Raw genomic sequence first — 21,498 nt, 5'->3', positions numbered from 1 at the left:
TTTCGAGGCGCTGCGGGCCGCATTGGACGGTAACCTGCGCCCCGCCTGCGCGCGGATAAATATCTGGGGGGACCAGCTGGCGCGGGTATATCAGCACGATGGCAGGCTCTTCGCCAGCGGCAACGGCGGCAGCGCGGCCGAGGCCCAGCATCTGACCGCTGAGCTCACAGGACGATTCCGCCACGAACGCCAACCACTGTCGGCCATCGCACTGCACGCCGAAACCTCCAGCACCACCACCATCGTCAACGATCACGGGCCCGAGGAGATGTTCGCCCGGCAACTGCGCGCGCACGGGCGAGCCGGCGATGTGCTGATAGCCCTGTTCACCAGTGGCGCCAGCGCCAATGTCGTCGCCGCCGCCAAGACCGGACAGGAGATCGGAATGCTCACCTGGGCGCTCACCGGCCCGTCACCGAATCCGCTGGCCGCGCTCTGCGACGACGCCATTGCGATCGAGGGCGCCGATGTCCCGACGGTACAGGAGATACATCTCGTGCTGGTCCACGCGCTGTGCGACGTATTGGACGAGGCGCTGGAGGGGGGTTCGTGACCTGGAGCGCGCCGCCCGGTCACGTAGTGGTGGTCGGCGACGTCTTCCTCGATATCGAGGTCGAGGGCCGCGCCGACCGCCGCAGCCCGGACGCGGCCGTGCCGGTGGTGGACGTCGTCGGGCGGGCGCACCGCCCCGGCGGGGCCGGGCTGGCGGCGCTGCTGACCGTTTCCGAGACCGCGGTAACCGTCCTGATCGGCGGGTTCGCGGACGATGAACCAGGCCGGCGGTTGCGCACGCTGCTGAACGGCGCCGTGCCGAGCGGTTCCCCACCGACCGGCCCGCTACGACCGGACGGCACGGTCGGTGTCGTAGCGCTTCCGCTCACCGGGGGAACAGTGTGCAAGGAACGGGTGCGTGCGATCGGCCCGTGGGCCGGCCCGGGCGGTCGCGAGATGCTCACCCCGATCACCCGGTTGGATTCCGGTACCGGTCGGGTCACCGACGGTCCGCTGCCCGACGCGGTGCGCACCGCACTGGACGCGGCCGATGCGATTCTGGTGGCGGACTACGGCCGCGGGACCGCGGACCATCCGCACCTGCGCACCCTGCTGACGGCCCGTGCCGCGCAGATCCCGCTGATCTGGGATCCGCATCCGCACGGCCCCGATCCGGTACCGGGCGCCGCCCTGGTCGTTCCCAACCGGATCGAGGCGGAACGGCTGGTGCCGGACCGGGAGGGGTTCGGCGATCGCGCCCGGGAACTCACCGAGCGGTGGTCGGCCGATGCCGTTGCGATCACCCTGGGCGCCGACGGTGCCGTGCTGTACCGGCAGGGGCAGACCGCTCCTCGGCATTTCCCGGTACCTGCCGAACTGCGCGTGGGATCCGAGGGGGACACCTGCGGTGCGGGCGACCGATTCGCCGGAGCCGCGGCGGCCGCCCTGGCCGCGGGCACCGACACCGAGCAGGCGGTACTGCGTGCGGTCTCGACCGCCGCGGAGTTCGTCGCGGGCGGAGCCGCCGCCTCCATCGCGGTGCCGGAGATCTCCCCGGACGAGCACTCCGCCGTACGATCGCGCGGTATGACAACCGCGAGCGCACGGCCACACACGACGGCCGGTCCCGCAGGCACCCGGGTCGGGTGATCCGTCGACCACCACCGTGTCACCGGCGAGGACCGGCATATCCGCCGTTCGTGTTCACGCGAGTGATTGACCTCCTCCCCTCCCTGAAGGGAGAGGATTCCAACCCTCACGAGTCGGGTTTCCTGTTTCACCGCAGACAGCTGAAAAGGCAGACCTTTTACAGTCTTACGTCCGCTCCGCAGGCGTTTATGTCTCCACCGGCCCGGCGGCGACAGTCCAGGACTATGCCAGATGCGCTGGCCTCCGCCTGAACGCGGAGGCCAGCGCGCTACGTTCGCTTGGTCACCGCCCTTGCCTCGGCGTGGGAGTAACCGTCTCTCCCTGCTGTGGGGCGTCCTGCTGGGCGCGCTGCCGGCGTTCGTCCACATTGGCCTCCGCGCGCGCCTTCTCGGCCTCCGCTTCCTTCTGGGCGGCGGTCCGCTGGGACTCGGCCTTGTCCTGCTGGGTCCTACCCTCCTGACGGAGTCCCTCCCTACCGAGGACCGCACCCGCGACCTCCTTGGCCTTGCCTTTCGCGCCTTCCACAGCGCCTTCCAGCCCCTCCTGAGGACCACTCTTCTGCTCGGCCACGATTCCACCTCCGAAAGATCGGTTGTTCGCTCGGATACCGGGCGCATACCCGGCACGAGCAGCTTCAATCCGAGGTCCGGTCCGAGAGGGGATGTCGCCGGTCACATGCTATTTCCGGGCGCGCTTCTCCCGCACCCGCACCGAGATCCGCAGCGGTGAACCGGCGAAACCGAACTCCTCCCGCAGCCGCCGCTCCAGGAACCGTCGATAGCCCGCCTCCAGAAAACCGGTGGTGAACAGCACGAACGTGGGCGGACGAGTACCGGCCTGGGTGGCGAACAGCACTCGCGGCAGCCGACCGCCACGCATGGGCGGCGGGGTGGCGGCGACAACTTCCTTCAGCCAGGTGTTCAACCGCCCGGTCGGAATGCGCTTGTCCCAGGATTCCAGGGCGGTCTCCATGGCCGGCACCAGCTTCTGTACCGCCCGCCCCGTCTGCGCGGAAACATTGACCCGCTGCGCCCACGGCACCCGCATCAGCTCGCGTTCCACCTCCCGCTCCAACTGCAGGCGCCGGTCCTCGTCGACCAGATCCCATTTGTTGAACGCCAACACCAGCGCCCGTCCGGAATCGGCGACCATGCCGATCACCCGCAGATCCTGTTCGGTGATCGGCTGCGACGCGTCGATGAGCATGACGGCCACTTCGGACGCCTCCAGCGCCGACCTGGTGCGCAGCGAGGCGTAGAACTCGGTGCCGCTCGCATTGGCCACCTTGCGCCGCAACCCCGCGGTATCGACGAACCGCCACACCTTGCCGCCCAGCTCGACCAGCGAATCGACCGGATCGACCGTAGTGCCCGCGATATCGTGCACCACCGACCGCTCATCACCGGTGAGCTTGTTCAGCAGGCTCGATTTACCCACGTTCGGCTTACCGACCAGCGCCACCCGCCGCGGCCCGAGACCGCCGCCGCCTTCGCGTGGCGTCTCCGGCAGCACCTCGAGCACATCGTCGAGCAGGTCCCCGGTGCCCCGCCCGTGCGAGGCCGACACCATCCGCGGTTCTCCCAGACCCAGGGACCACAGCGCGGCCGCGTCCGCCTCCAGGCGCTGATCGTCAACCTTGTTCGCCACCAGGATCACCGGGGTCTTCGCCCGGCGCAGCACCTTCACCGCGGCCTCGTCGGTGGCGGTGGCGCCGACGACGGCGTCCACCACGAACAGGATCGCGTCGGCGCTGTGCATGGCCAGCTCCGCCTGCCGCGCCACCGACTGCTGCAGCCCCTTGGCATCCGGCTCCCAGCCGCCGGTGTCCTGAACCAGGAACCGGCGCCCCGCCCAGCTCGCCTCATAGGAGACCCGGTCGCGGGTCACGCCGGGAACATCCTCCACAACGGCCTCGCGTCGACCCAGAATCCGGTTCACCAGGGTCGATTTGCCTACATTCGGGCGTCCGACCACGGCCACCGTGGGCATCGGCACATGGTCGGCCACCTCCGGGTCCCCCGCGAAATCCGTGAGCTCCCATTCGGATTCTTCGCTCCACACACCGTCACCGGCGAGTACGTCGCCGGTCGTGTCCGCGCTCATTCGCCCACTCCCGACCTTCTCGCCGAAATCTGCCGCGCCACCACGCGGTACAGCTCCTCGATGACCTCGTCCATACTCAGTTCGCTGGTATCGACCAGCACCGCGTCGGCGGCCGGCCGCAGCGGCGACACCGCCCGGGTGGAGTCGAGCCGGTCACGCCGTTGCACATCGGCGAGCACGCCGACGTAGTCGTCGCCGCGGCCCTCGGCGATATTCTGCTGATTGCGCCGCTGCGCACGCGCCTCCGCCGAGGCCGTCAGATAGATTTTGGCGTCGGCCTCGGGCAACACGACGGTGCCGATATCGCGTCCCTCGACCACGATTCGCCCGGTCCCGACCACGATGTCGCGTTGCAGCGCGACCAACAGCTCACGCACCTCCGGCACGGCCGAGACCGCCGACACCGCCGCGGTCACCGCGCCGCCGCGGATCTCGGCGGCGACGTTCTCCCCGTCCAGTTCGATGACCTCCCGTCCGGGGTCGGTGCCGATGCGCAGCGGCAGTTCCTTGACCGCCGCCGTCACCGCCGCCGGATCGGCCGGATCGACCCCGGCGCGCAATACCTGCAGGGTGGCGACCCGGTACATGGCGCCGGTATCGAGGTAGGCGGCACCCAGGCGCGCCGCCAACCGGCGCGACACACTGGATTTACCGGTCCCCGAGGGACCGTCCATGGCGATGACCAGCGGTCCCGTCCCGGACACCCGCCCGGGGATCTCGACCGGAATCTCCACACCGTTCACAAAGACACCGCCTCGTAGAGTTTGCCGATTTCGTCCCGGCCGAGCACCCGCAGCGTGCCCGGCCGTTGGTCGCCCAGCGCCACCGGGCCGATATGGGTGCGCACCAGTCGGATCACCGGATGGCCGACCGCGTCCAACAGTCGGCGCACGATGTGCTTGCGACCCTCGTGCAGCACCACCTTCACCAGCGACCGACCCTCCCCCAGCTCCAAGACCTGGAATCGGTCCACCGCCGCGGGTCCGTCGTAGAGTTCCACCCCTTCGCGCAGGATTTTGCCCATCGAACGTTGCACCTCACCGTGCACGGTCGCCAGATAGGTTTTGGACATCCGATACGACGGATGCATGAGCCGGTGCGCGAGATCACCGTCGTTGGTCAGCAGCAGCAGTCCCTCGGTATCGGCGTCCAGCCGCCCCACATGGAACAGCCGCTGACCGGCCGTCACCCGCTCGGCGACGATATCGCCGACGCACGGGCGGCCGAGATCGTCGGACATGGTCGACTGCCAGCCCTTGGGTTTGTTGAGCGCCAGGTACACGAGTTCCTCGCGCACCACCACCCGGGTTCCGTCGACCCGCACCACCGCCTGCGCCGGGTCGATCCGCAGACCCTGTTCCCGGACGATGATGCCGTCCACCTCGACGCGGCCCTGGGCGATCAGTTCCTCCGCTGCCCGGCGGGAGGCGACACCGGCCTTGGCCAGCACCTTCTGCAGACGCTCGCCCTCCCCCCAGGGCAGTTTCGCGTGGGTGGGCTCGGCCGGTTCCACGTACTGGTGCCGGGCCGGTTTGGCGTTGCTCAGCTGCGGCGGCCCACCGGCCTGACGCTGCGGCCGGGCCGGTTTCCCGGTGCCGGAGCGGGGCGGGGGCGCGCCCGCGCGGCGGGAGGCGGCACTCTGACGGCCGGTTCCCCGCGGGTCACCCCCGGAGGACGCGCCGCGGCGGGTATCACCCGACTGACCGGCACCGCGTGCGGCACCACCCCGCTGCGCGGCGGCACCGGCGGCGCGGACATCGCGGCCGCTGCGCTGGGCGTCACGGGCACCGCGCCGGCTGTCCCGCGCTTCGCGTGGAACGCCGCGGTTGCCGCGTCGGCCCGCGCCGGGCTCATCGCCTCGTCTTCTTCGTTCCGGTGTGCCATCTCGGCGAGCGGAGGTATTCACGTTTGTCCTTCAGTCCTCGGTGCCGAGGTCGAGGTCGTCCTCGGCGGGTTTGCGCAGCCTGGTGTAGCGGGGGTCCGTCTCCAGGCTCTCGTTGATCTCATCGATCAGGTCGACGCCCGGTAGCAGCGGTGCCAGCGGTGGCAGATCGCTCAACGACGCCAAACCGATCCGTTCCAGGAACAGTTCGGTGGTGCGGTAGAGCGTGCCGTTGGTTTCCGGGTCGGTGCCCGTCTCGGCGATCAGGCCCCTGGCCAGCAGGGTGCGCATCACACCGTCGACGTTCACCCCGCGCACCGCGCTCACCCGGGCCCGGGTCACCGGCTGACGATAGGCCACCACCGCCAGGGTCTCCAACGCGGCCCTGGTCAGCTTCGTCCGAGCGCCGTCGAGCAGCATCCGCTCCACATACGGCGCATACTCGTTGCGAGTATAGAAGCGCCACCCGTCCCCGACGAAACGCAGATCGATACCGCTGCGCCGGGCAGTCAGTTCCGCCGCCATCTCCCGCAGCGCCCGTTCCACCCGATCGGCGGAATCGTCCAGGGCGGCGGCGAGCTGTTCGGCGGGCGCCGGGCTGTCCACCACGAGCAGCATCGACTCCAGGGCGGACCGGAATTCGTCGTCATCGAGCGGTTCGGGTTCATCGAGCGGTTCGGGAGCGCCCGACGACCCGGACGCCAACCTCGGCACTGTTTCGGTCATCCGTAATCCTCTTCGGTAGTCACCGGCGCCGCGGATGCCGCGCCGGCGTCCTCCCCGGTCCAGCTCACCGCGAGCGGTCCCAGCGGATCGGGCTGGTCGAACTCGATCGATTTGCCCCGATAGAGCTCGAGCAACGCCAAAAACCGTGCCACGATCTCGATCGGTTCCGAACAGTCGGCCACCAGTTCGGCGAAACTCGTCCAGCCGCCCGGCCCTCGCTGTTTGAGCCGTTCCAGTATGATCGCGGCCTGTTCCGCCACCGACACCGTATGCGCGTGCAGATGGTCCAATCCCACCTTGGGTACTGGACGGGGCCGGAACGCCGCCACGGCGATCTCGGCGAGACCGGCCGCGTCAACTCCGAGGGTAACCTCCGGCAGCAGACCGGAGTACCGCTCTTCCAATGCAACCGCCCGCGGATATCGGCGCAGTGCCGCCGCCTCCAGTTCCCCGAGCAGTTCGGCGACCTGCTTGAACGCCCGGTACTGCAGCAGGCGGGCGAACAGCAGGTCGCGCGCCTCCAGTAGTTCCAGGTCCTCGGCGTCGGTCATCTCGCCGGCGGGCAGCAACCGCGCCGCCTTCAGATCCAGCAGGGTGGAGGCGACCACCAGGAATTCGGTGGTCTGATCCAGGATCTTGTCGGCGCGCAGCGTGCCCTGGTGGGCCAACCCGGCGGTCAGCGCCTTGGTGTAGGCGATGAACTCGTCGGTGACCTGGTGCAATGCCACCTCGGTCACATCCAGCCGACGCTGGGAGATCAGCGTCAACAGCAGGTCGAACGGCCCCTCGAAATTGCTCAACCGCAGATGGAAGCCGTTCGGACGCACCGGCTCGGCACTCGAGGCCGGCGTGGGTTCGGCGGGCGTTTCGGTGGTCGGTGCGGGTTCGCGCTCCCCGCTCACCGGCCGGACCGGTGGATGACTTCCCGCGCCATCGCCCGATACGCCTCGGCTCCCCCGGACCTCGGTGCCCAGGTGGTGATCGGCTCACCGGCGACGCTGGCGTCGGGGAAGCGTACGGTACGCGCGATCGCGGTGTCGTACACCAGATCGCCGAACACCTCGACCACCCGCGCCATCACCTGGCGGGAATGCAGCAACCTGGCATCGAACATGGTGACCAGGATGCCGTACAGGCTCAGCCGATTGTTGATCCGGGCGCGCACCTTCTCCACGGTATCGGTGAGCAACGCCAGTCCGCGCAGCGAGAAGTACTCGCATTCCATCGGGATGATCACCCCGTCGGAGCAGGCGAGCGCGTTCACGGTGAGCAGACCCAGTGACGGCTGGCAGTCGATGAGGATGTAGTCGTAGTTCCCGCGCACCGGTTCCAACGCCCGCCCCAGCGACTGCTCCCGCCCCACCTCGTTGACGAGTTGGATCTCCGCGGCCGACAGATCGATATTGCTCGGCAGCAGGTCCATGTTCTCGACCTTGGTCTGCATGAGCACGTCGTCGATACTGCAGGGGGAGCCGATCAGCAGGTTGTGCACGGTCAGCTCGAGATCGTGGTGCGCCACTCCCAGCCCCGCCGACAGCGCGCCCTGCGGGTCCAGATCCACCAGCAGTACCCGCCGCCCGTATTCGGCCAGCGCGGCACCGAGGTTGATGGTCGAGGTGGTTTTGCCGACCCCGCCCTTCTGATTGCACATGGCCACGACCAGCGCCTCACCGTGGTGTGCCGCGGGCGGCGGGTCGGGCACCAGGCGCAGAGGGCGCCCGGTAGGTCCCAACGTGGCGTCGGCGGGGACGGGTTCGGGTCCCGTACCCCATACCGACGCGGCCCGTTCGTCGGGGTCGACGGCCGCCCGGTCGACCTTAAGCGGCTCCGGGCCGGCGCCCCTCGGCGATTCCGCCGCTCCGGCTGTCGTCACGATCCGCTGCTCCTTATACGTTTCTGCCCGTCGCCTCGTCGAGCGTAACGAGACCGATAAGGGATGGCCTCGCTTTCGCCACGGTCCGGCTCTCGGTAGACGCTACCGCTTGACCGCACTCGCGCGCCGCGCGTCCGTGCGGCGTGTTCACATGCGGGATCGCACGGCAGTTACCGAAACGCTACCGGGTCCTGGATACCACGCCGCACATCACGGCGTCGAAACGTGTTCGAGGCGGCGTCACCGGGCACGTGGATGCGCCGTCGCCCAGACCTCCCGCAGCGTACCGACCGTGACGAGGGTGTAGATCTGTGTCGTGGTCACCGAGGCGTGTCCGAGCAGTTCCTGCACCACCCGCACATCCGCGCCGCCGTCCAGGAGGTGGGTGGCGAAGGAATGCCGCAGTGTATGCGGCGATACGTTCGCGGTGACCCCCGCGTGCTCGGCGGCGCGGCGCAGCACCTGCCAGGCGCTCTGCCGGGACAGCCGTCCTCCGCGTACATTGAGGAACAGCGCCCCGGCGTAGCCGACCGTCCGTCCGGAGCGGCGGGCGGCCAACACGGGCCGCCCGCGCACCAGGTAGGCGTCCACCGCCTCCAACGCGGGTCGCCCCACCGGGACCAGACGCTGTTTGCCCCCCTTACCGCGTAAGACCACCGTGCGCTCGGTGGTGTCGAGATCATCCAGGTCCAGGCCCACGGTTTCCGATATCCGCGCCCCCGTCGAATACAGCAGTTCCAGCAGCGCCCGGTCCCGCAGCCCCCGCGCCGCTCCCGCACCGCCGGACCCGGTATCCGCCCCGGCCGCTTCCAGGACCCGCAGCACCTGGTCGTAGGGCAGCGCCTTCGGTAGTCGCCGTCCCGGTGCGGGTGGTTTCACCCCACGGGCGACATCGGCACCGACCAGGCCCTCGGCGGCCGCGAACCGATGCAATCCACGCACCGCGATGAGCGCCCGCGCCACCGATCCGGGTGCCAGCGGCGCAGACTCACCGCCACCGCCGCGCAACGCCATCGTGAATTCGGCGACGTCGCGCTCGGTGACCTCCTCGAGGTCCACGATCCCCCGGCCGGTCAGGAAGTCCCGGTAGCGGCCGAGATCCCGGCGATAGGCGGCCAGGGTATTGCGCGCGGCGCCGCGTTCGACCGCCAGATGGTCGAGAAAGGCGTCGACCTCCCGCACCGTCGGCCCGTCTCAGTCTTCGAACCGGCGGGCCGCTTGCCGGCGCAGCAGTGCTGTGGACTGCCCCGGCCACGGCGCATCCGCCGGCCTCAGGGGCAGACTCCCCGTTTCGGCGGTGTTCAAAGCGAGCAGACCGGCCACCGCGGTGGCGTTCACGATCTTCCCGGCCAGCGCGGCACGCACCGCCTCGGACACCGGCATCCGCACCAGTTCCAGATCGGCCTCCTCCAACTCCGGCTCCGGCCGATGGGTGTCGTAGAGGTCACGCGCCAGATACACCCGCAGCGTTTCGTCGGTAAACCCCGGCGACAGCGCCATATCCACCAGGACCGACCAGTCGCGGGCCGCCAAACCTGTCTCCTCGGCCAACTCCCGCCGCGCCGCCTCCAGCGGGTCCTCCCCCGGCACATCGAGCAGCCCGGCGGGCAACTCCAGCAACCGCTCACCGAGCGGATGCCGGTACTGGCGGATCAGTACGACCGAACCGTCGTCGTCGACCGCGCACACCGCCACCGCGCCGTGGTGTTCCACCACCTCGCGCTCGGCGATTCGGCCGCCGGGCATCCGGACCCGGTCCAGGCGCAGCGCCAGAATCGCCCCCGAATACACCGTCCGGCTGGACACCGTATGGAACTCGTGACTGCCCGGCGCGGACCGCGCCGGGTCTTCGGGCCGCGCCGTCACGATGCCCGCTCGGCGGTAGCGGCCAGATCCTCACCGGGGATGTCGACCGGAAGCCGTTCGGCCGCCTTGTATTTCAGCGCGGACGCGATGAGCTCCACAAACAGCGGATGCGGGCGGGTGGGCCGGCTCTTCAACTCCGGATGGGCCTGGGTGCCGACGAAGAACGGATGTTTGTCGGCGGGCAGTTCGACGAATTCCACCAGCAGCCCGTCCGGGGAGGTGCCGCTGAACCGCAGGCCGCTGGTGGCGACCTTGTCCCGGTAGGCGTTGTTCACCTCGTAGCGGTGCCGGTGCCGTTCGGAGACGTGTTCGGTGCCGTAGGCGCGGGCCACCACCGATCCCTTCTCCAGCACGGCCGGATAGGCGCCGAGCCGCATGGTGCCGCCCAGATCGGCTTCCCCGGCCACCGCCTGTTTCTGATCGGCCATGGTGGAGATCACCGGATGTTCGGCATCCGGCTCGAACTCGGTGGAGTTGGCCTCGACCAGCCCGACGGAACGAGCGGCCTCGATCACCATGCACTGCAACCCCAGACACAGGCCGAGCAACGGCAGTCCACGGGTCCGGGCGTAGTGGATGGCACCGACCTTGCCCTCGATACCGCGGATTCCGAACCCGCCGGGGACCAGCACCGCGTCGACATCGCGCAACGCGGCCTGCGCACCCGCCGGGGTCTCGCAGTCGTCGGAACGTACCCAGCGGAGGTTCACCTTCGCCCGGCAGGCGAACCCGCCCGCCCGCAGTGCCTCGGTGACCGACAGATAGGCATCGGGCAGGTCCACGTATTTGCCGACGAGCGCGACCTCCACCGTCTCCCGCGGCGCGTGCACCCGTTCCAGCAGGTCGCCCCACACCGTCCAGTCCACGTCCCGGAACGGCAGCCCCAACTTGCGCACCACATAGGCGTCGAGGCCCTCGCGGTGCAGCACCTTGGGAATGTCGTAGATGGACGGGGCGTCGGGGGTGGAGATACAGGCGTCGACATCCACGTCGCACATGAGCGCGATCTTGCTCTTGAGCCCCTCCGGCACATCACGGTCGCAGCGCAGGATCAGCGCATCGGGCTGGATACCGATACTGCGCAGCGCCGCCACCGAATGCTGGGTGGGTTTGGTCTTGAGTTCCCCCGACGGCGCCAGATACGGCACCAGTGACACGTGCAGGAAGAACACGTTGTCGCGGCCCACATCGTGGCGGATCTGGCGGGCGGCCTCCAGGAAGGGCTGGGATTCGATATCGCCGACCGTGCCGCCGATCTCGGTGATCACCACATCCGGTTCCTGCCCCTGCAGGTCCGGACCGCGCATGGCCATGACGCGCGCCTTGATCTCATCGGTGATATGCGGGATGACCTGCACAGTATCGCCCAGGTATTCGCCGCGGCGCTCCTTGGCGATCACCGAGGAGTAGATCTGACCGGTGGTGACATTGGCGTCCTTGGACAGGTCCCGGTCGAGAAAACGCTCGTAGTGCCCGACGTCGAGATCGGTTTCGGCGCCGTCCTCGGTGACGAAGACCTCACCGTGTTGGAACGGATTCATGGTGCCGGGATCGACGTTCAGATACGGGTCCAGTTTCTGCATGGTGACCCGCAAACCCCGTGCGGTCAGCAGCTGGCCGAGGCTGGAGGCGGTGAGACCCTTACCGAGCGAAGAGGCGACACCACCGCTGACGAAAATGTGTTTGGTGGCCGTGCGCGCCTGAATCCGTGTTTGACCCACGGGTCTTCACGGTAACACGGAATCGGCAGGACGATCGAGCGCCACTCCTGGTTAACCACTCGGTCGCTCCGCGGTTGCCGAGGTCACTCCGGGCTCCGGTACCGCGGCGAGGGTGAGCGAGGTCGCCTCCCGCCCGTCGCCGTATCGCCCGGTGCGGCCGGTGAGCTGCTCGGACAATGCCAGGGCAGTGGTGATCCGGCCGATGTCGCGGTCGAGATTGTCGACGGTGCTCACCGCGGCGGCCAAGGCGGCATCGGCGCGGATCACCGCCAACGGCCCATCGGCCTCGGCCGTTCCCGTACGGTCCGCCACCACCACGGCCGAACCGCGTTCGCGCAGTGCTCCCGCGAACCGGGCGATCGCCTCCCCACCGGTTCGCGTCCCACCGCCGCCGATAACCACGGCCGCCTGGGCGGGACGCACCGGTGCGTCCCCGTAGCCGAGAAAACCCCCGCCGCGCAGGGTTTCCAGCGCCAGTCGCAGCTCCTCAGGCGTGCTGCGCGGTTGCCGGCTCGCCGGGTCGAGCAAGAGTACGAGCCCCAGCAGATCCCCGGCGAGGCTGCCCTGATCGACCGTTTCGGTACGCACTCGGGCGCCGGCCGGGATGACATTCGCCAGCGCGGTCCGCATCCGATCGCCCGCCGCGCCGGCGGCGAACGACTCGGTGAGCGCGATCCGACCGGTGATATCGGCGCCCGCCGCCCGCAGCGCCGCGATCACCCCGTCGACATCGGCCGGCACGGCGTCGGGGGTGGTGAACACCAGCACACCGCGGTCGGTCAGAGTGCCCGCGAGAATACGGCCCGCCGCCTGGGTGACGAACGCCTCGGCGCTGTTCAGCCGAGCGGTCAGAGCGGCGGTGCGCTCCTGCGTCGTATCGAGTCGGACCTGCAGGTCCGCCTTGTCCGAGCGCAGCCCCGACAGCATATCCACCGCGAAGGTTTGCGATCCGAGCACCACACCGACCGCCAGCGCCAGGAAGACGGCCACGAGCGAGACCGTATGGTGCCGTATCGAGATCACCGCCGGATATCCCCCCACAGCGTCTGTGTCCGGTCCTGCGCCCGGATCCACAGATCGACGAACCAGTCCAGGACTTCACTGCCACCGTGCGTCGCCAACACCGCCACGATCACCGCGAGCAGCGCCGCCAGGACCAGCAGGGCGATGACGGTACCCGACACCCGGTTGCGGTACAGCGTGGCGACCGCGGACGCGTCCATGAGCGTATTGCCCACCTTCAACCGGGTCAGGAAGGTCGCCGGATTGCTGTCGCGACGACCCCGGTCGAAGAATTCGTCCAACGAGGCCGCCGCACCCGCGGTGACGATCAGCGCCGCACCGTGGTGATGCGCCAGCAGCAGCGCCAGATCCGCGGGCGCCCCCGAGGACGGAAAGGTGGTCGCGCCGATGCCGAGATCCTGGATCCGCTCCAACCCCTTGGCGGCGCCGTCGATATCGGCGGGCAGGATCACCTCGGCGCCGGATCTCAGTGTTTTGCCGGTGATCTCGTCGGGGTCACCGACGATCAGATCCGGTCGGTATCCGCGTCTCATCAGGGTGTCGGCACCGCGCCCGACCCCGATCAGGATCGGCGTGTACTCCTTGAGGAACGGTTTGAGCCGTTTCAGGTCGTTCTCGTGACCGGGTCCGTCGCCCACCACCACGACATGCCGGCCGTGCATGTCCAGGTCCACGTCCGGTACCCCGATACCGTCGATGAGCAAACCGGACTCGGTGTGGATGAATTCGATGGTGTTGCCCGCGAACGCCTCCAGATGGTCGGCGAGTCCGTTGCGCGCCTCGTGCATCCGCTCGGCGACGGCGGCGGCGTCCAGCTCGATTCCCTCGACCAGGACCTCCGGTTCCTTCTTGGTCAGCCGGTCGGCATAGACCACGCCGCGATCGATTCGGACCCGGGCACCGTCCTTGATCTTGCCGAAGGCATCGCTGCTCACCGTGTCCAGTAGTTGGATACCATTGTCCACCAGCATTTCCGGGCCCAGATTGGGATAGCGTCCGGAGATGGAGGGCGAGGTGTTGATCACCGCGACCACCCCGGCCCCGAGCAGCCGGTCGGCGGTGATCCGGTCCAGGTCCATCTCGTCGATCACCGCGATATCGCCCGGACCGACTCGGTCCAGCAGTCGCCGGGTGTTGCGGTCTACCCGGGCGGTTCCGGTCCGGCCGGGCAGCGTCTCGGTGTGCTTGGACAACAGCGCCAGCATCCTCATGGCCCGATGATGTCGGCAAACCCGCCCACAACGGTGGAGGCGCGCCGCGCGCCGAGGGGCGACGCAACCGCCCTCATACGAATTGACCTGGTAGAACGACCGATGACGAGGCGGGTTCACGGCCCGCCGGTGCGGCAACACGCGGCCGTCACCTGGATTCCGCCGCCATCTTCGAGCGAATGGCTATCTTTTCGCTACCTCTATCGATCGTAGAAGGGAATCAGGAATGATCGCTCAACTCCTCTCGACCGCCCTCGATATCCTGCTCGCCCTCCTCGAGATCTGATCCGCCCGCGAACCCGACGGATAGCCAAAGATCCGCCGGGCATATGCCCGTCACTCGCCGTAATGGCTGTTTCGGATCACCGCGTATGCTGCCGACCACAGCTACGTTCGAGCGAGGAGACTCCATGGCCAGCACCACCGTCGATACCGTCATCGCCGCCCCGCGCGAGACCCTGTACCGACTGTTCGCCGACCGCGAGAGCATCAACCCCTACATCCCGGTCCAGGTCAAGCTCGTCAAGGAGGGGCTGACCGAACGTGAAGGCGTGGGCGCGCAGCACCAGATCGGAATCGGCCCGGTCGGCGTCACCGAGGAGATCACCAACCTGGTGCCGGGCGAACGAATGGAATACAAGATCGTCAAAGGCGCACCGGTGAAGCGGCACGTCGGCATCATCACCTTCGCCGATGCCGAGGGCGGTACCCGCGTCTCCTACACCATGGAATCGGAGCCGAAACTGCCCATTCCGGCCAAGGTCATGGAAATCGGCCTGCGCGGTCTCATCGGCCAATTCATCACCGCGGCCCACAAAGCGGTTCGCTGACCCGGCCAACGTAGCGCGCGGACCTCCGCATCCAGGTGGAGGTCCGCGCGGCCGAATCTCCACCCCCGCCCGAGCGAGACGAACAACCGGGCGGATACGCGCTCAGAGCGTATTACCGACCGCCATCCGCTCGGCACGCGCGATATTCAGCAACTCCCAGGCATGCGCCCGCCCGGTTTCGGTGTCATCGAGACCGGCCAGCATACGAGCCAACTCCACCACCCGCTCGTCGTTGGTCAGCGCCCGCACACCGGAATTGACGGTGCCGTCGTCCTCGTCGGACTTGTTCACCACCAGATGGGTATCGGCGAACGCGGCGACCTGCGGCAGATGCGTCACCACGATCACCTGGTGGGTGCGCGACAACCGCGCCAACCGGCGTCCGATCTCCACCGCCGCCCGACCACCGACGCCGGCATCCACCTCGTCGAATACCATGGTCACTCCGTGCTCGGAGCCGGCCAGCACCACTTCCAGCGCCAACATCACCCGCGACAGCTCACCGCCGGAAGCGCTCTTGCTCAGCGGCAGCGACTGCGCACCCGAATGGGCCGCCAGCCGGAACTCCACCTCGTCCACCCCCGTCGCGCCGGCATGCAGTTCCACACCGTCCACGGTCAACGGCGCGGAATCCTGCGGTCCCGCGAGTACCGGTCGCACCTCCACCTCGAGACGCGCATTGCCCATGGCCAGCCCGCTCAGTTCGGCACTCACCGCGTCGGCGAGCCGGACCGCCGCCTCGGCCCGCGCCGCGGACAACTTCACCGCAGCGGCCCGCACCCGCTCGGCAGTGCGGTCGACCTCGGCGGCCAGCGCGGCCAGCGCCTCCTCCGAGATATCCAGCGATGCCAACCGGGCACGCGCCTCGTCGGCCCACGCGATCACCCCGTCGATATCGGCGGCGTATTTGCGCGTCAACGACTTCAGCTCGGCCTGCCGGGTCAACATCGAATCCAGCGCCCCCGGATCGGACGGCAGATCCGACAGATAGCCGCTCAACTCGGTGGTCAGATCCACCACCACGGCGATCGCCTCCCCCAAACGCGGAACGAGCGCGGCCAGTTCCGGATCCTCGGCACCCTCCAGACGAGAACGCGCCACCCCCAACGCATCCAGCGCCCCGGCCTCCTCCCCCGGATTGTCGGCGGGCCCGGCCAGGGCATCGTGCGCGGTGGCGGCCGCCTCCCGCAGCGAATCCAGATCACTGAGCCGGCGGATCTCCGCGACCAGACGCTCGTCTTCCCCGGGTTCCGGTGCAATGGCGTCGATTTCGGCGAGCGACTGGGTGAGCCGCTCGGCCTCCAACGCCAGCTCCCGGCTGCGCGCGGTGCGTTCCAGCAGTTCGGTGCGTGCGTCCAGCCAGGCGCGGCGCTGCTCCTGATATTCCTGTAACAGCGATCCGACGCTTTCGGCAGCGAAGCGATCCAAGGCGTTCAACTGCTGTTCGGGACGCTGCAACCGCAATTGGTCGTTCTGCCCGTGCACCGTCAGCAGCCCAGCGGTGAAATCGGCCAGTACCGAGGCGGGAACCCCGCGACCACCCAGATGCGCGCGCGAACGCCCGTCGCTGTTCACCGTGCGGATCGCGATGATACTGCCGTCGTCGTCGGGCTCGGCGGCCGCCGCTTCCAATACCTGCTCCGCCTCGGCACGGGCCGCGGCGTTCACCCCGTCGACGGTGAACCGGCCCTCCACCACCGCCCTCGACGCACCCAGACGCACCCGGCCCGCGTCGGCGCGCGCCCCGCTCAACAGGTGCAGACTGGTTACCACCATCGTCTTACCCGCACCGGTCTCCCCGGTGAGCACCGTCAAACCCTCGTGGAATTGCGCGGTAGCAGTGGATATGACACCCAGGCCGTCAATCCGTATCTCTGTCAGCACGTGTGCCCTCCCGTCGGCCACGCCAGCCTGTCACCGGCAACTCGAACTTGCGCACCATCCGGTCGGCGAACGGCGCGGAATCCAACCGCACCCACCGCACCGGCTCGGCACCCCGGACCGCTTCCACTCGGCCGCCTCGCGGCAATGCGAGGGTGCGCCTGCCATCCAGGAAAACTATCGCATCGTGGCCGGTGGCAACGGACTCAACCGCGATCCGGGAATCGGGGCTGGTCACCAGGGGTCGCGCGAACAGCGCGTGCGCATTGCTCGGAATGACCAGCAGCGCTTCCAGTTCCGGCCACACCACCGGTCCGCCGGCGGAGAACGCGTAAGCGGTGGAACCGGTCGGGGTGGCGATGAGTATCCCGTCGCAACCGTAGGACGACACCGGCCGCCCGTCCACCTCGAGCACCACCTCGAGCACCCCCATACGGACGGCGTTCTCGATACTGGCCTCGTTGAGGGCCCAGCCGCGTTCGACGACCTCGTCATCGACGCGCACGCACAGATCGAGCGTCATCCGCTGTTCGACGCGATAGTCCCCCCGCACCACCTGCGCCAAGGCCTCGTCCAGGTGTTCGGCCTCGGCCTCGGTGAGGAAGCCGATCCGGCCCAGATTGATACCGAGCACCGGCACCGAGGCATTACGGGCCAGCTCCGCCGCCCGCAGGAAGGTTCCGTCCCCGCCGAGGGCCAATACCATCTCGCAGCCCCGCGCCGCCTCCGGCTCGTGGTCGACCACCCGCACCGGATCCACACCGGGTTCGAGGCCGGTGTCGAAGCGCGTACTGTAGGCCTCGTCGGCGAGTACTCGCAGCACGATCCCGGCATCGGCGCAGAGCTTGGCCACCCGATGCGCGGTCTCGATGATCTCGGCCCGACCCGGGTGCGCAACCAGCAGAATCTCCCGCAGCCCGGATCCGCCCGCCATCGCGTTCACCGTGGCCCCTCCTCGATCGCGCGTTCGACCAGGGCCGCGACCCGGTCACCGTCGTAGTCGGTGGACCCGTCGCGGCGCAGCCACAGAAAGTATTCGACATTTCCGGACGGCCCCGGCAGCGGACTGGCCACCGCCGCCATGGTCCGTAGTCCCAGTTCCGCGGCGGACGCCGCCACCGTGCGCACCGCTTCGGCGCGCAATTCCGAATCGCGCACCACACCGCCGGAGCCTACTCGCTCCTTGCCGACTTCGAATTGCGGCTTCACCATCGGCAACAGATCTGCCCCCGGTGCGGCGCAGTCGGCCAACGCGGGCAGCACCAGCCCCAGCGAGATGAACGACAGGTCCGCGACGACCAGCTCCACCGTGCCACCGATCACCGCCGCGGTGAGACCGCGGACATTGGTGCGGTCGAAGACCCGCACCCGCTCGTCGTTGCGCAGCCGCCACACCAACTGCCCGTAGCCGACGTCGACGGCTACCACTTCCCGTGCGTGCCGCGACAACAGCACATCGGTGAATCCGCCCGTCGAGGCTCCGGCGTCCAGGCAACGTTTCCCCGCCACCGCCAGCCCTTGCGGCTCGAACGCCTCGAGTGCGCCGAGCAGTTTGTGCGCACCGCGTGAGGCCCACGACACCTCGTCGGCCTGTTCACGCACCAGCAGCGGGGTGTCCGCGGTAACCCCCGTCGCCGGTTTCACCGCGACGGTGCCGTTGATCAGGACGCGACCGGCTCCGATCAGCTCGACCGCGTGCTCGCGCGACCGCGCCAATCCGCGCCGAACCAGTTCGGCATCCACTCGCGCGCGCCTGGCCACCTCAGATCTTGTCCACGGTGGCCAATGCCTGGACCAACACGTCGTGTGCCTGTTCCAGAATGTGCGCTCGCCGGGCGAGGTCGTTGCCGAAGGTATCCGCACCGGCGGCCCCCGTTCGGGAGTCGAGCTCGGCCAGCAATTCGTCGACCTCGGCTCGGATCCGTTCCGGATCGGCCGGCGTATCGGCCACCTGCGCCCCGGGCAGATGTCGACCGGGCAGCGGGACTCCCGGCCGGGACGTGCCGGGTGTGTGCGGACGGGAGGTTGAGGTACTCATCGTGCTCTCAACGCTATCGGATAACGGAACGCACCGCGCGAACCGTCACCGCCCGGCCGGGATTCTCTCGCAGCCTCTGCGCGATAGCGGCGGGATCGGAGCTTTCTCCCATCACCGGGGGATGGTTGAGCGCATCCAGTGTCTGTGCGACATAGGTCGGCAGATGTTCGTCCGGCAGGCCGGCCAGTTCCGTCAGCGTGCTGACCCCGGTGAGCACCATCAGCGAATCCACCGCCACGGCCTCGGCCCCTTCGATATCGGTGTCGAGCCGATCGCCGACCACCAACGCGTCCCTGGTGCCCGCCCGCCGCAGGGCATCCTCGAGCAGGGGCGGATACGGTTTGCCCGCCACCACCGGTTCCCGGTCCGACGCGGCCCGCAGCGCGGCCACCATGGCACCGTTCCCGGGCGCCAGACCCCGTTCGTTCGGCAGCGTCCGATCGGTATTGGCGGCTACCCATAGCGCATCGGCGCGCAACGCATAGGAAGCCTCGGCCAGGTCCGGCCATCCGGTATTCGGCGAATGGCCTTGGACCACCGCGGCGGGCGCGACCCCGTCGAACCGCCGCACCGGCCGCAATCCCACGGCCCGTACCTCCGCCGCCAGATCGTCGGAGCCCACGATCAACACCTCGGCACCGCCGTCGAGCCGCTCGGCCAGCAATCGGGCCGCAGCCTGGGCACTGGTGACCACATCATCCACGGTCGCCGCGTACCCGAGCTCCGCCAGATGGCCGGCGACCACCCCGGCCCCCCGACTGGCGTTGTTGGTCACATACACCAGCTGCTGCTCGCCGCCGGCCAGCGCCGCGGGCCCGCCTTCTATCACCGCGTCTCCGCGGTACAGCGTCCCGTCCAGATCCAGTAACAGCGCCCGATATCGATCCCGCAGCCGCATGACGTCACTCCACTTCCCTACTCGATTGCGCCGCCAGAGGCGGCGCGGGTCGAGGCCCTCGTGACCCCGGGTCTTCCCTCCCTCCGCGACGCCGCTCCGGTCAGTCCAGACCTTGGGTGGGCCCCGACGCATACCGGTCACCGCAGCCCATGGCTCCTACCGCGGAAGCCACCGACGGCCGGACCGCGCGGCGGAACTCCGGCGCACCCGGGCCTCCACTTTCACAGCTCGCCGGTCAGCTCCGCCGCCCGTTCCTCCGCGTCGGTCTCCCCGTCCAGGTCCGCAGCCGCCGTGTTGAGGAACCAGGTCAGACCCTCATCGGTACGCCCGGCCGCGACGAGGGCGTCGGCGTAGGCGTAGAAGAGGCGCGCGGCCGTCGAACCGGTCCGCGCCGGGTCCAGTTCGGGGGTCTGCAGGGTGACCACGGCCTGGTCGTATTGGCCGAGATCCATCCGGGCGCCCGCGACGACGATCCGCAGCTCGGTGGCCTCGTCGCCGCGCAGGGCGCGGCCCTCATCGCTGCGGCCGAGTTCGATGGCCCGTTCCGGCCGTCCCAGGCCCCGTTCGCAGTCGGCCATCACGGCGAGCAGTCCGGAACCGCCGGACATCCGCCGCGCGGTACGCAGTTCCGACAGCGCTTCGGCCCATTCCCCGGCATGGTAGGCGACCACGCCGGCGGTCTCCCGCACCACCGCGATCCGGCCCGCCCGCTGCCGAGCGGCGCGCGCATGGGCCAGCGCCAGCGCGGGGTCGTCGTCGAGCAACTGCGCCGCCATCACCAGATGCCGGGCGACGGTTTCGGCATTGCCCTTGTCCAGGCTGAGCAGGTCTCGGCGAATCGACACGTCGAGATCGGTGGCCTTGACCTCGTCCGGCAGATCCGGCTCCTCCGGACGTGGCGGCCGCCGGTCGAAACTCCGGCCACCGCCCTCACCGCCGCGGCGCCGCGGCTCCCCTCCGCGTTCCTTCCCCCCGCCGCCCAATGCCCGATGTCCGCCCGTACCGCGGTCACCTTCCCTACGATCGGCGGTATCCCACCGCCGCGGCCTTTCCTCGCCACGGTCCCGTCGGCCACGCGACCCGCTCCCCCCGCGATCGCTCCACCCTTGTCGTGTTCCCCCGTCTTCACCACCGAAGTCGCCGCGACGCGGCCTGTTCTCCTCGCCCGCGCTCCGAGCACGGAACCCTCCGGAACTCGGCCGGTCTTCGCGGCCGGCACCACGGGTCCCCGCACCACCCCGCCGGTCCTCGAAACGGCCACGATCGCTCGCAGGCCGATCCGTGCGCCCTGTATCCCGGCGACCCGCGGAACGTTCTTCGCCACCCCGGCTCCACGGCCTGCCGGCCTCGGAGGAGCCGTTGCGGCCGAAACCGCGCCGGGTACCACCGTCGGTACCGCCTTGCTCCCGCTCACGCCGCCGATCGTCGGCCGCACGCTCTCCGCGCGAACCACCCCGCCCGCGTTCGGACCCCCGGGTATCGTCCCCACGCCACTCACCGCCACGGCGACGATCGTCGGGGGACGCACCACCGCTGCGATCACGACCCGGCCGGTCGGCGTTCTCGCCGCGGCGGCCGAAGCTCGGCGCGGGAGAATTACGCCGGAACGGTTTCCGACCGTCGTTCTCTTCCGGCACGGTGGATTCCCTTTCTCGAATGACACGGATCTGCCGACGGCAGCTGTTCGACTGTTCTGCCCCTGAAAGATTACGGGCAGTCCGCACCGGATCCGCGGCGGCCACCGCACGCCGCAAAACGGTGCACAAACGACGATAGGGGACCCGGTTAAGGGTCCCCTATCGTGA

General features: G+C 69.1%; 20 protein-coding genes and 1 pseudogene. 3 read left to right on the top strand and 18 right to left on the bottom strand.

Going from position 1 to position 21,498, the window contains the following annotated elements; translation table 11 throughout:
- Positions 1-10: 10 nt before the first annotated feature.
- Positions 11-553 (top strand): D-sedoheptulose-7-phosphate isomerase, encoded by a 543-nt coding sequence (locus ON20_RS09930; RefSeq protein ID WP_040834849.1) that lies wholly within the window; start codon positions 11-13, stop codon positions 551-553.
- Positions 550-1,641 carry a PfkB family carbohydrate kinase gene (locus tag ON20_RS09925; protein WP_157228770.1) on the top strand — a complete coding sequence of 364 codons (1,092 nt, stop codon included), beginning with the start codon at positions 550-552 and terminating at the stop codon, positions 1,639-1,641. Before ON20_RS09930 ends, ON20_RS09925 begins: the two co-directional genes overlap by 4 nt.
- Positions 1,642-1,923: 282 nt before the next feature.
- Here the strand turns inward: ON20_RS09925 and mbp1 are convergent, their stop codons facing one another.
- From mbp1 to steA, 12 genes are all read right to left on the bottom strand, one after another.
- Entirely contained in the window at positions 1,924-2,211 is a 288-nt protein-coding gene (mbp1, locus tag ON20_RS09920) for a microaggregate-binding protein 1 (RefSeq protein ID WP_051162080.1), read from the bottom strand.
- Positions 2,212-2,319: 108 nt separating this feature from the next.
- Positions 2,320-3,744, bottom strand: coding sequence for a ribosome biogenesis GTPase Der (gene der, locus ON20_RS09915; RefSeq protein WP_040834818.1), 1,425 nt, complete (start codon positions 3,742-3,744; stop codon positions 2,320-2,322).
- Positions 3,741-4,418: a (d)CMP kinase gene (cmk, locus tag ON20_RS09910; RefSeq protein ID WP_040834845.1), complete on the bottom strand. Its 678-nt coding sequence runs from the start codon at positions 4,416-4,418 to the stop codon at positions 3,741-3,743. Before cmk ends, der begins: the two co-directional genes overlap by 4 nt.
- A 65-nt stretch (positions 4,419-4,483) precedes the next feature.
- Entirely contained in the window at positions 4,484-5,650 is a 1,167-nt protein-coding gene (locus ON20_RS09905) for a pseudouridine synthase (protein ID WP_083864802.1), read from the bottom strand.
- A 9-nt stretch (positions 5,651-5,659) separates the two neighbouring features.
- On the bottom strand, positions 5,660-6,352 hold the full coding sequence (gene scpB, locus ON20_RS09900; protein WP_051162078.1) for an SMC-Scp complex subunit ScpB: 693 nt from the start codon (positions 6,350-6,352) through the stop codon (positions 5,660-5,662).
- Positions 6,349-7,254, bottom strand: coding sequence for a segregation and condensation protein A (locus ON20_RS09895; RefSeq protein ID WP_040834816.1), 906 nt, complete (start codon positions 7,252-7,254; stop codon positions 6,349-6,351). The genes scpB and ON20_RS09895 overlap by 4 nt, the downstream gene beginning before the upstream one ends.
- A complete protein-coding gene (locus ON20_RS09890; protein WP_086008953.1) occupies positions 7,251-8,084 on the bottom strand; it encodes a ParA family protein in 834 nt (277 codons plus the stop codon). The genes ON20_RS09895 and ON20_RS09890 overlap by 4 nt, the downstream gene beginning before the upstream one ends.
- Positions 8,085-8,465: 381 nt before the next feature.
- The gene (xerD, locus tag ON20_RS09885; protein ID WP_040834812.1) at positions 8,466-9,407 is read right to left on the bottom strand and encodes a site-specific tyrosine recombinase XerD; all 942 of its coding nucleotides are present in this window, start codon (positions 9,405-9,407) and stop codon (positions 8,466-8,468) included.
- 12 nt (positions 9,408-9,419) lie between these two features.
- The gene (locus ON20_RS09880) at positions 9,420-10,091 is read right to left on the bottom strand and encodes an NUDIX domain-containing protein (protein ID WP_051162076.1); all 672 of its coding nucleotides are present in this window, start codon (positions 10,089-10,091) and stop codon (positions 9,420-9,422) included.
- Positions 10,088-11,812 carry a CTP synthase gene (pyrG, locus tag ON20_RS09875; protein WP_040834810.1) on the bottom strand — a complete coding sequence of 575 codons (1,725 nt, stop codon included), beginning with the start codon at positions 11,810-11,812 and terminating at the stop codon, positions 10,088-10,090. The genes ON20_RS09880 and pyrG overlap by 4 nt, the downstream gene beginning before the upstream one ends.
- Before the next feature lie 51 nt (positions 11,813-11,863).
- Positions 11,864-12,835 (bottom strand): copper transporter, encoded by a 972-nt coding sequence (locus ON20_RS09870; RefSeq protein ID WP_051162101.1) that lies wholly within the window; start codon positions 12,833-12,835, stop codon positions 11,864-11,866.
- Positions 12,832-14,046 carry a putative cytokinetic ring protein SteA gene (gene steA, locus ON20_RS09865; protein WP_051162074.1) on the bottom strand — a complete coding sequence of 405 codons (1,215 nt, stop codon included), beginning with the start codon at positions 14,044-14,046 and terminating at the stop codon, positions 12,832-12,834. Before steA ends, ON20_RS09870 begins: the two co-directional genes overlap by 4 nt.
- Positions 14,047-14,456: 410 nt before the next feature.
- Between steA and ON20_RS09860 the strand changes: the two genes are divergently transcribed.
- Positions 14,457-14,876 (top strand): SRPBCC family protein, encoded by a 420-nt coding sequence (locus ON20_RS09860; protein WP_040834808.1) that lies wholly within the window; start codon positions 14,457-14,459, stop codon positions 14,874-14,876.
- 102 nt (positions 14,877-14,978) lie between these two features.
- On the opposite strand, the gene recN is transcribed toward ON20_RS09860, so the two are convergent.
- The 6 genes and pseudogenes from recN to ON20_RS09830 all read right to left on the bottom strand — a co-directional run.
- Positions 14,979-16,760, bottom strand: coding sequence for a DNA repair protein RecN (gene recN, locus ON20_RS09855; RefSeq protein ID WP_040834835.1), 1,782 nt, complete (start codon positions 16,758-16,760; stop codon positions 14,979-14,981).
- Positions 16,738-17,691: an NAD kinase gene (locus ON20_RS09850; RefSeq protein ID WP_040834834.1), complete on the bottom strand. Its 954-nt coding sequence runs from the start codon at positions 17,689-17,691 to the stop codon at positions 16,738-16,740. The genes recN and ON20_RS09850 overlap by 23 nt, the downstream gene beginning before the upstream one ends.
- Positions 17,692-17,696: 5 nt before the next feature.
- A complete protein-coding gene (locus tag ON20_RS09845; RefSeq protein ID WP_040834807.1) occupies positions 17,697-18,518 on the bottom strand; it encodes a TlyA family RNA methyltransferase in 822 nt (273 codons plus the stop codon).
- Position 18,519: 1 nt separating this feature from the next.
- Positions 18,520-18,795, bottom strand: a complete 276-nt coding sequence (locus tag ON20_RS09840) for a hypothetical protein (protein ID WP_040834806.1) — start codon at positions 18,793-18,795, stop codon at positions 18,520-18,522.
- 13 nt (positions 18,796-18,808) lie between these two features.
- A complete protein-coding gene (locus tag ON20_RS09835; RefSeq protein ID WP_040834805.1) occupies positions 18,809-19,693 on the bottom strand; it encodes an HAD hydrolase-like protein in 885 nt (294 codons plus the stop codon).
- A gap of 221 nt (positions 19,694-19,914) precedes the next feature.
- A pseudogene (locus ON20_RS09830) lies at positions 19,915-20,868 on the bottom strand (tetratricopeptide repeat protein); the annotation flags it as partial.
- Positions 20,869-21,498 lie beyond the last annotated feature (630 nt).

This window comes from Nocardia brevicatena NBRC 12119 (genome assembly GCF_000308495.1).
Classification (GTDB): domain Bacteria; phylum Actinomycetota; class Actinomycetes; order Mycobacteriales; family Mycobacteriaceae; genus Nocardia; species Nocardia brevicatena.
The sequence above is the reverse complement of the archived record's forward strand: the minus strand, read 5'-3'. Positions and strand labels throughout refer to the sequence as shown.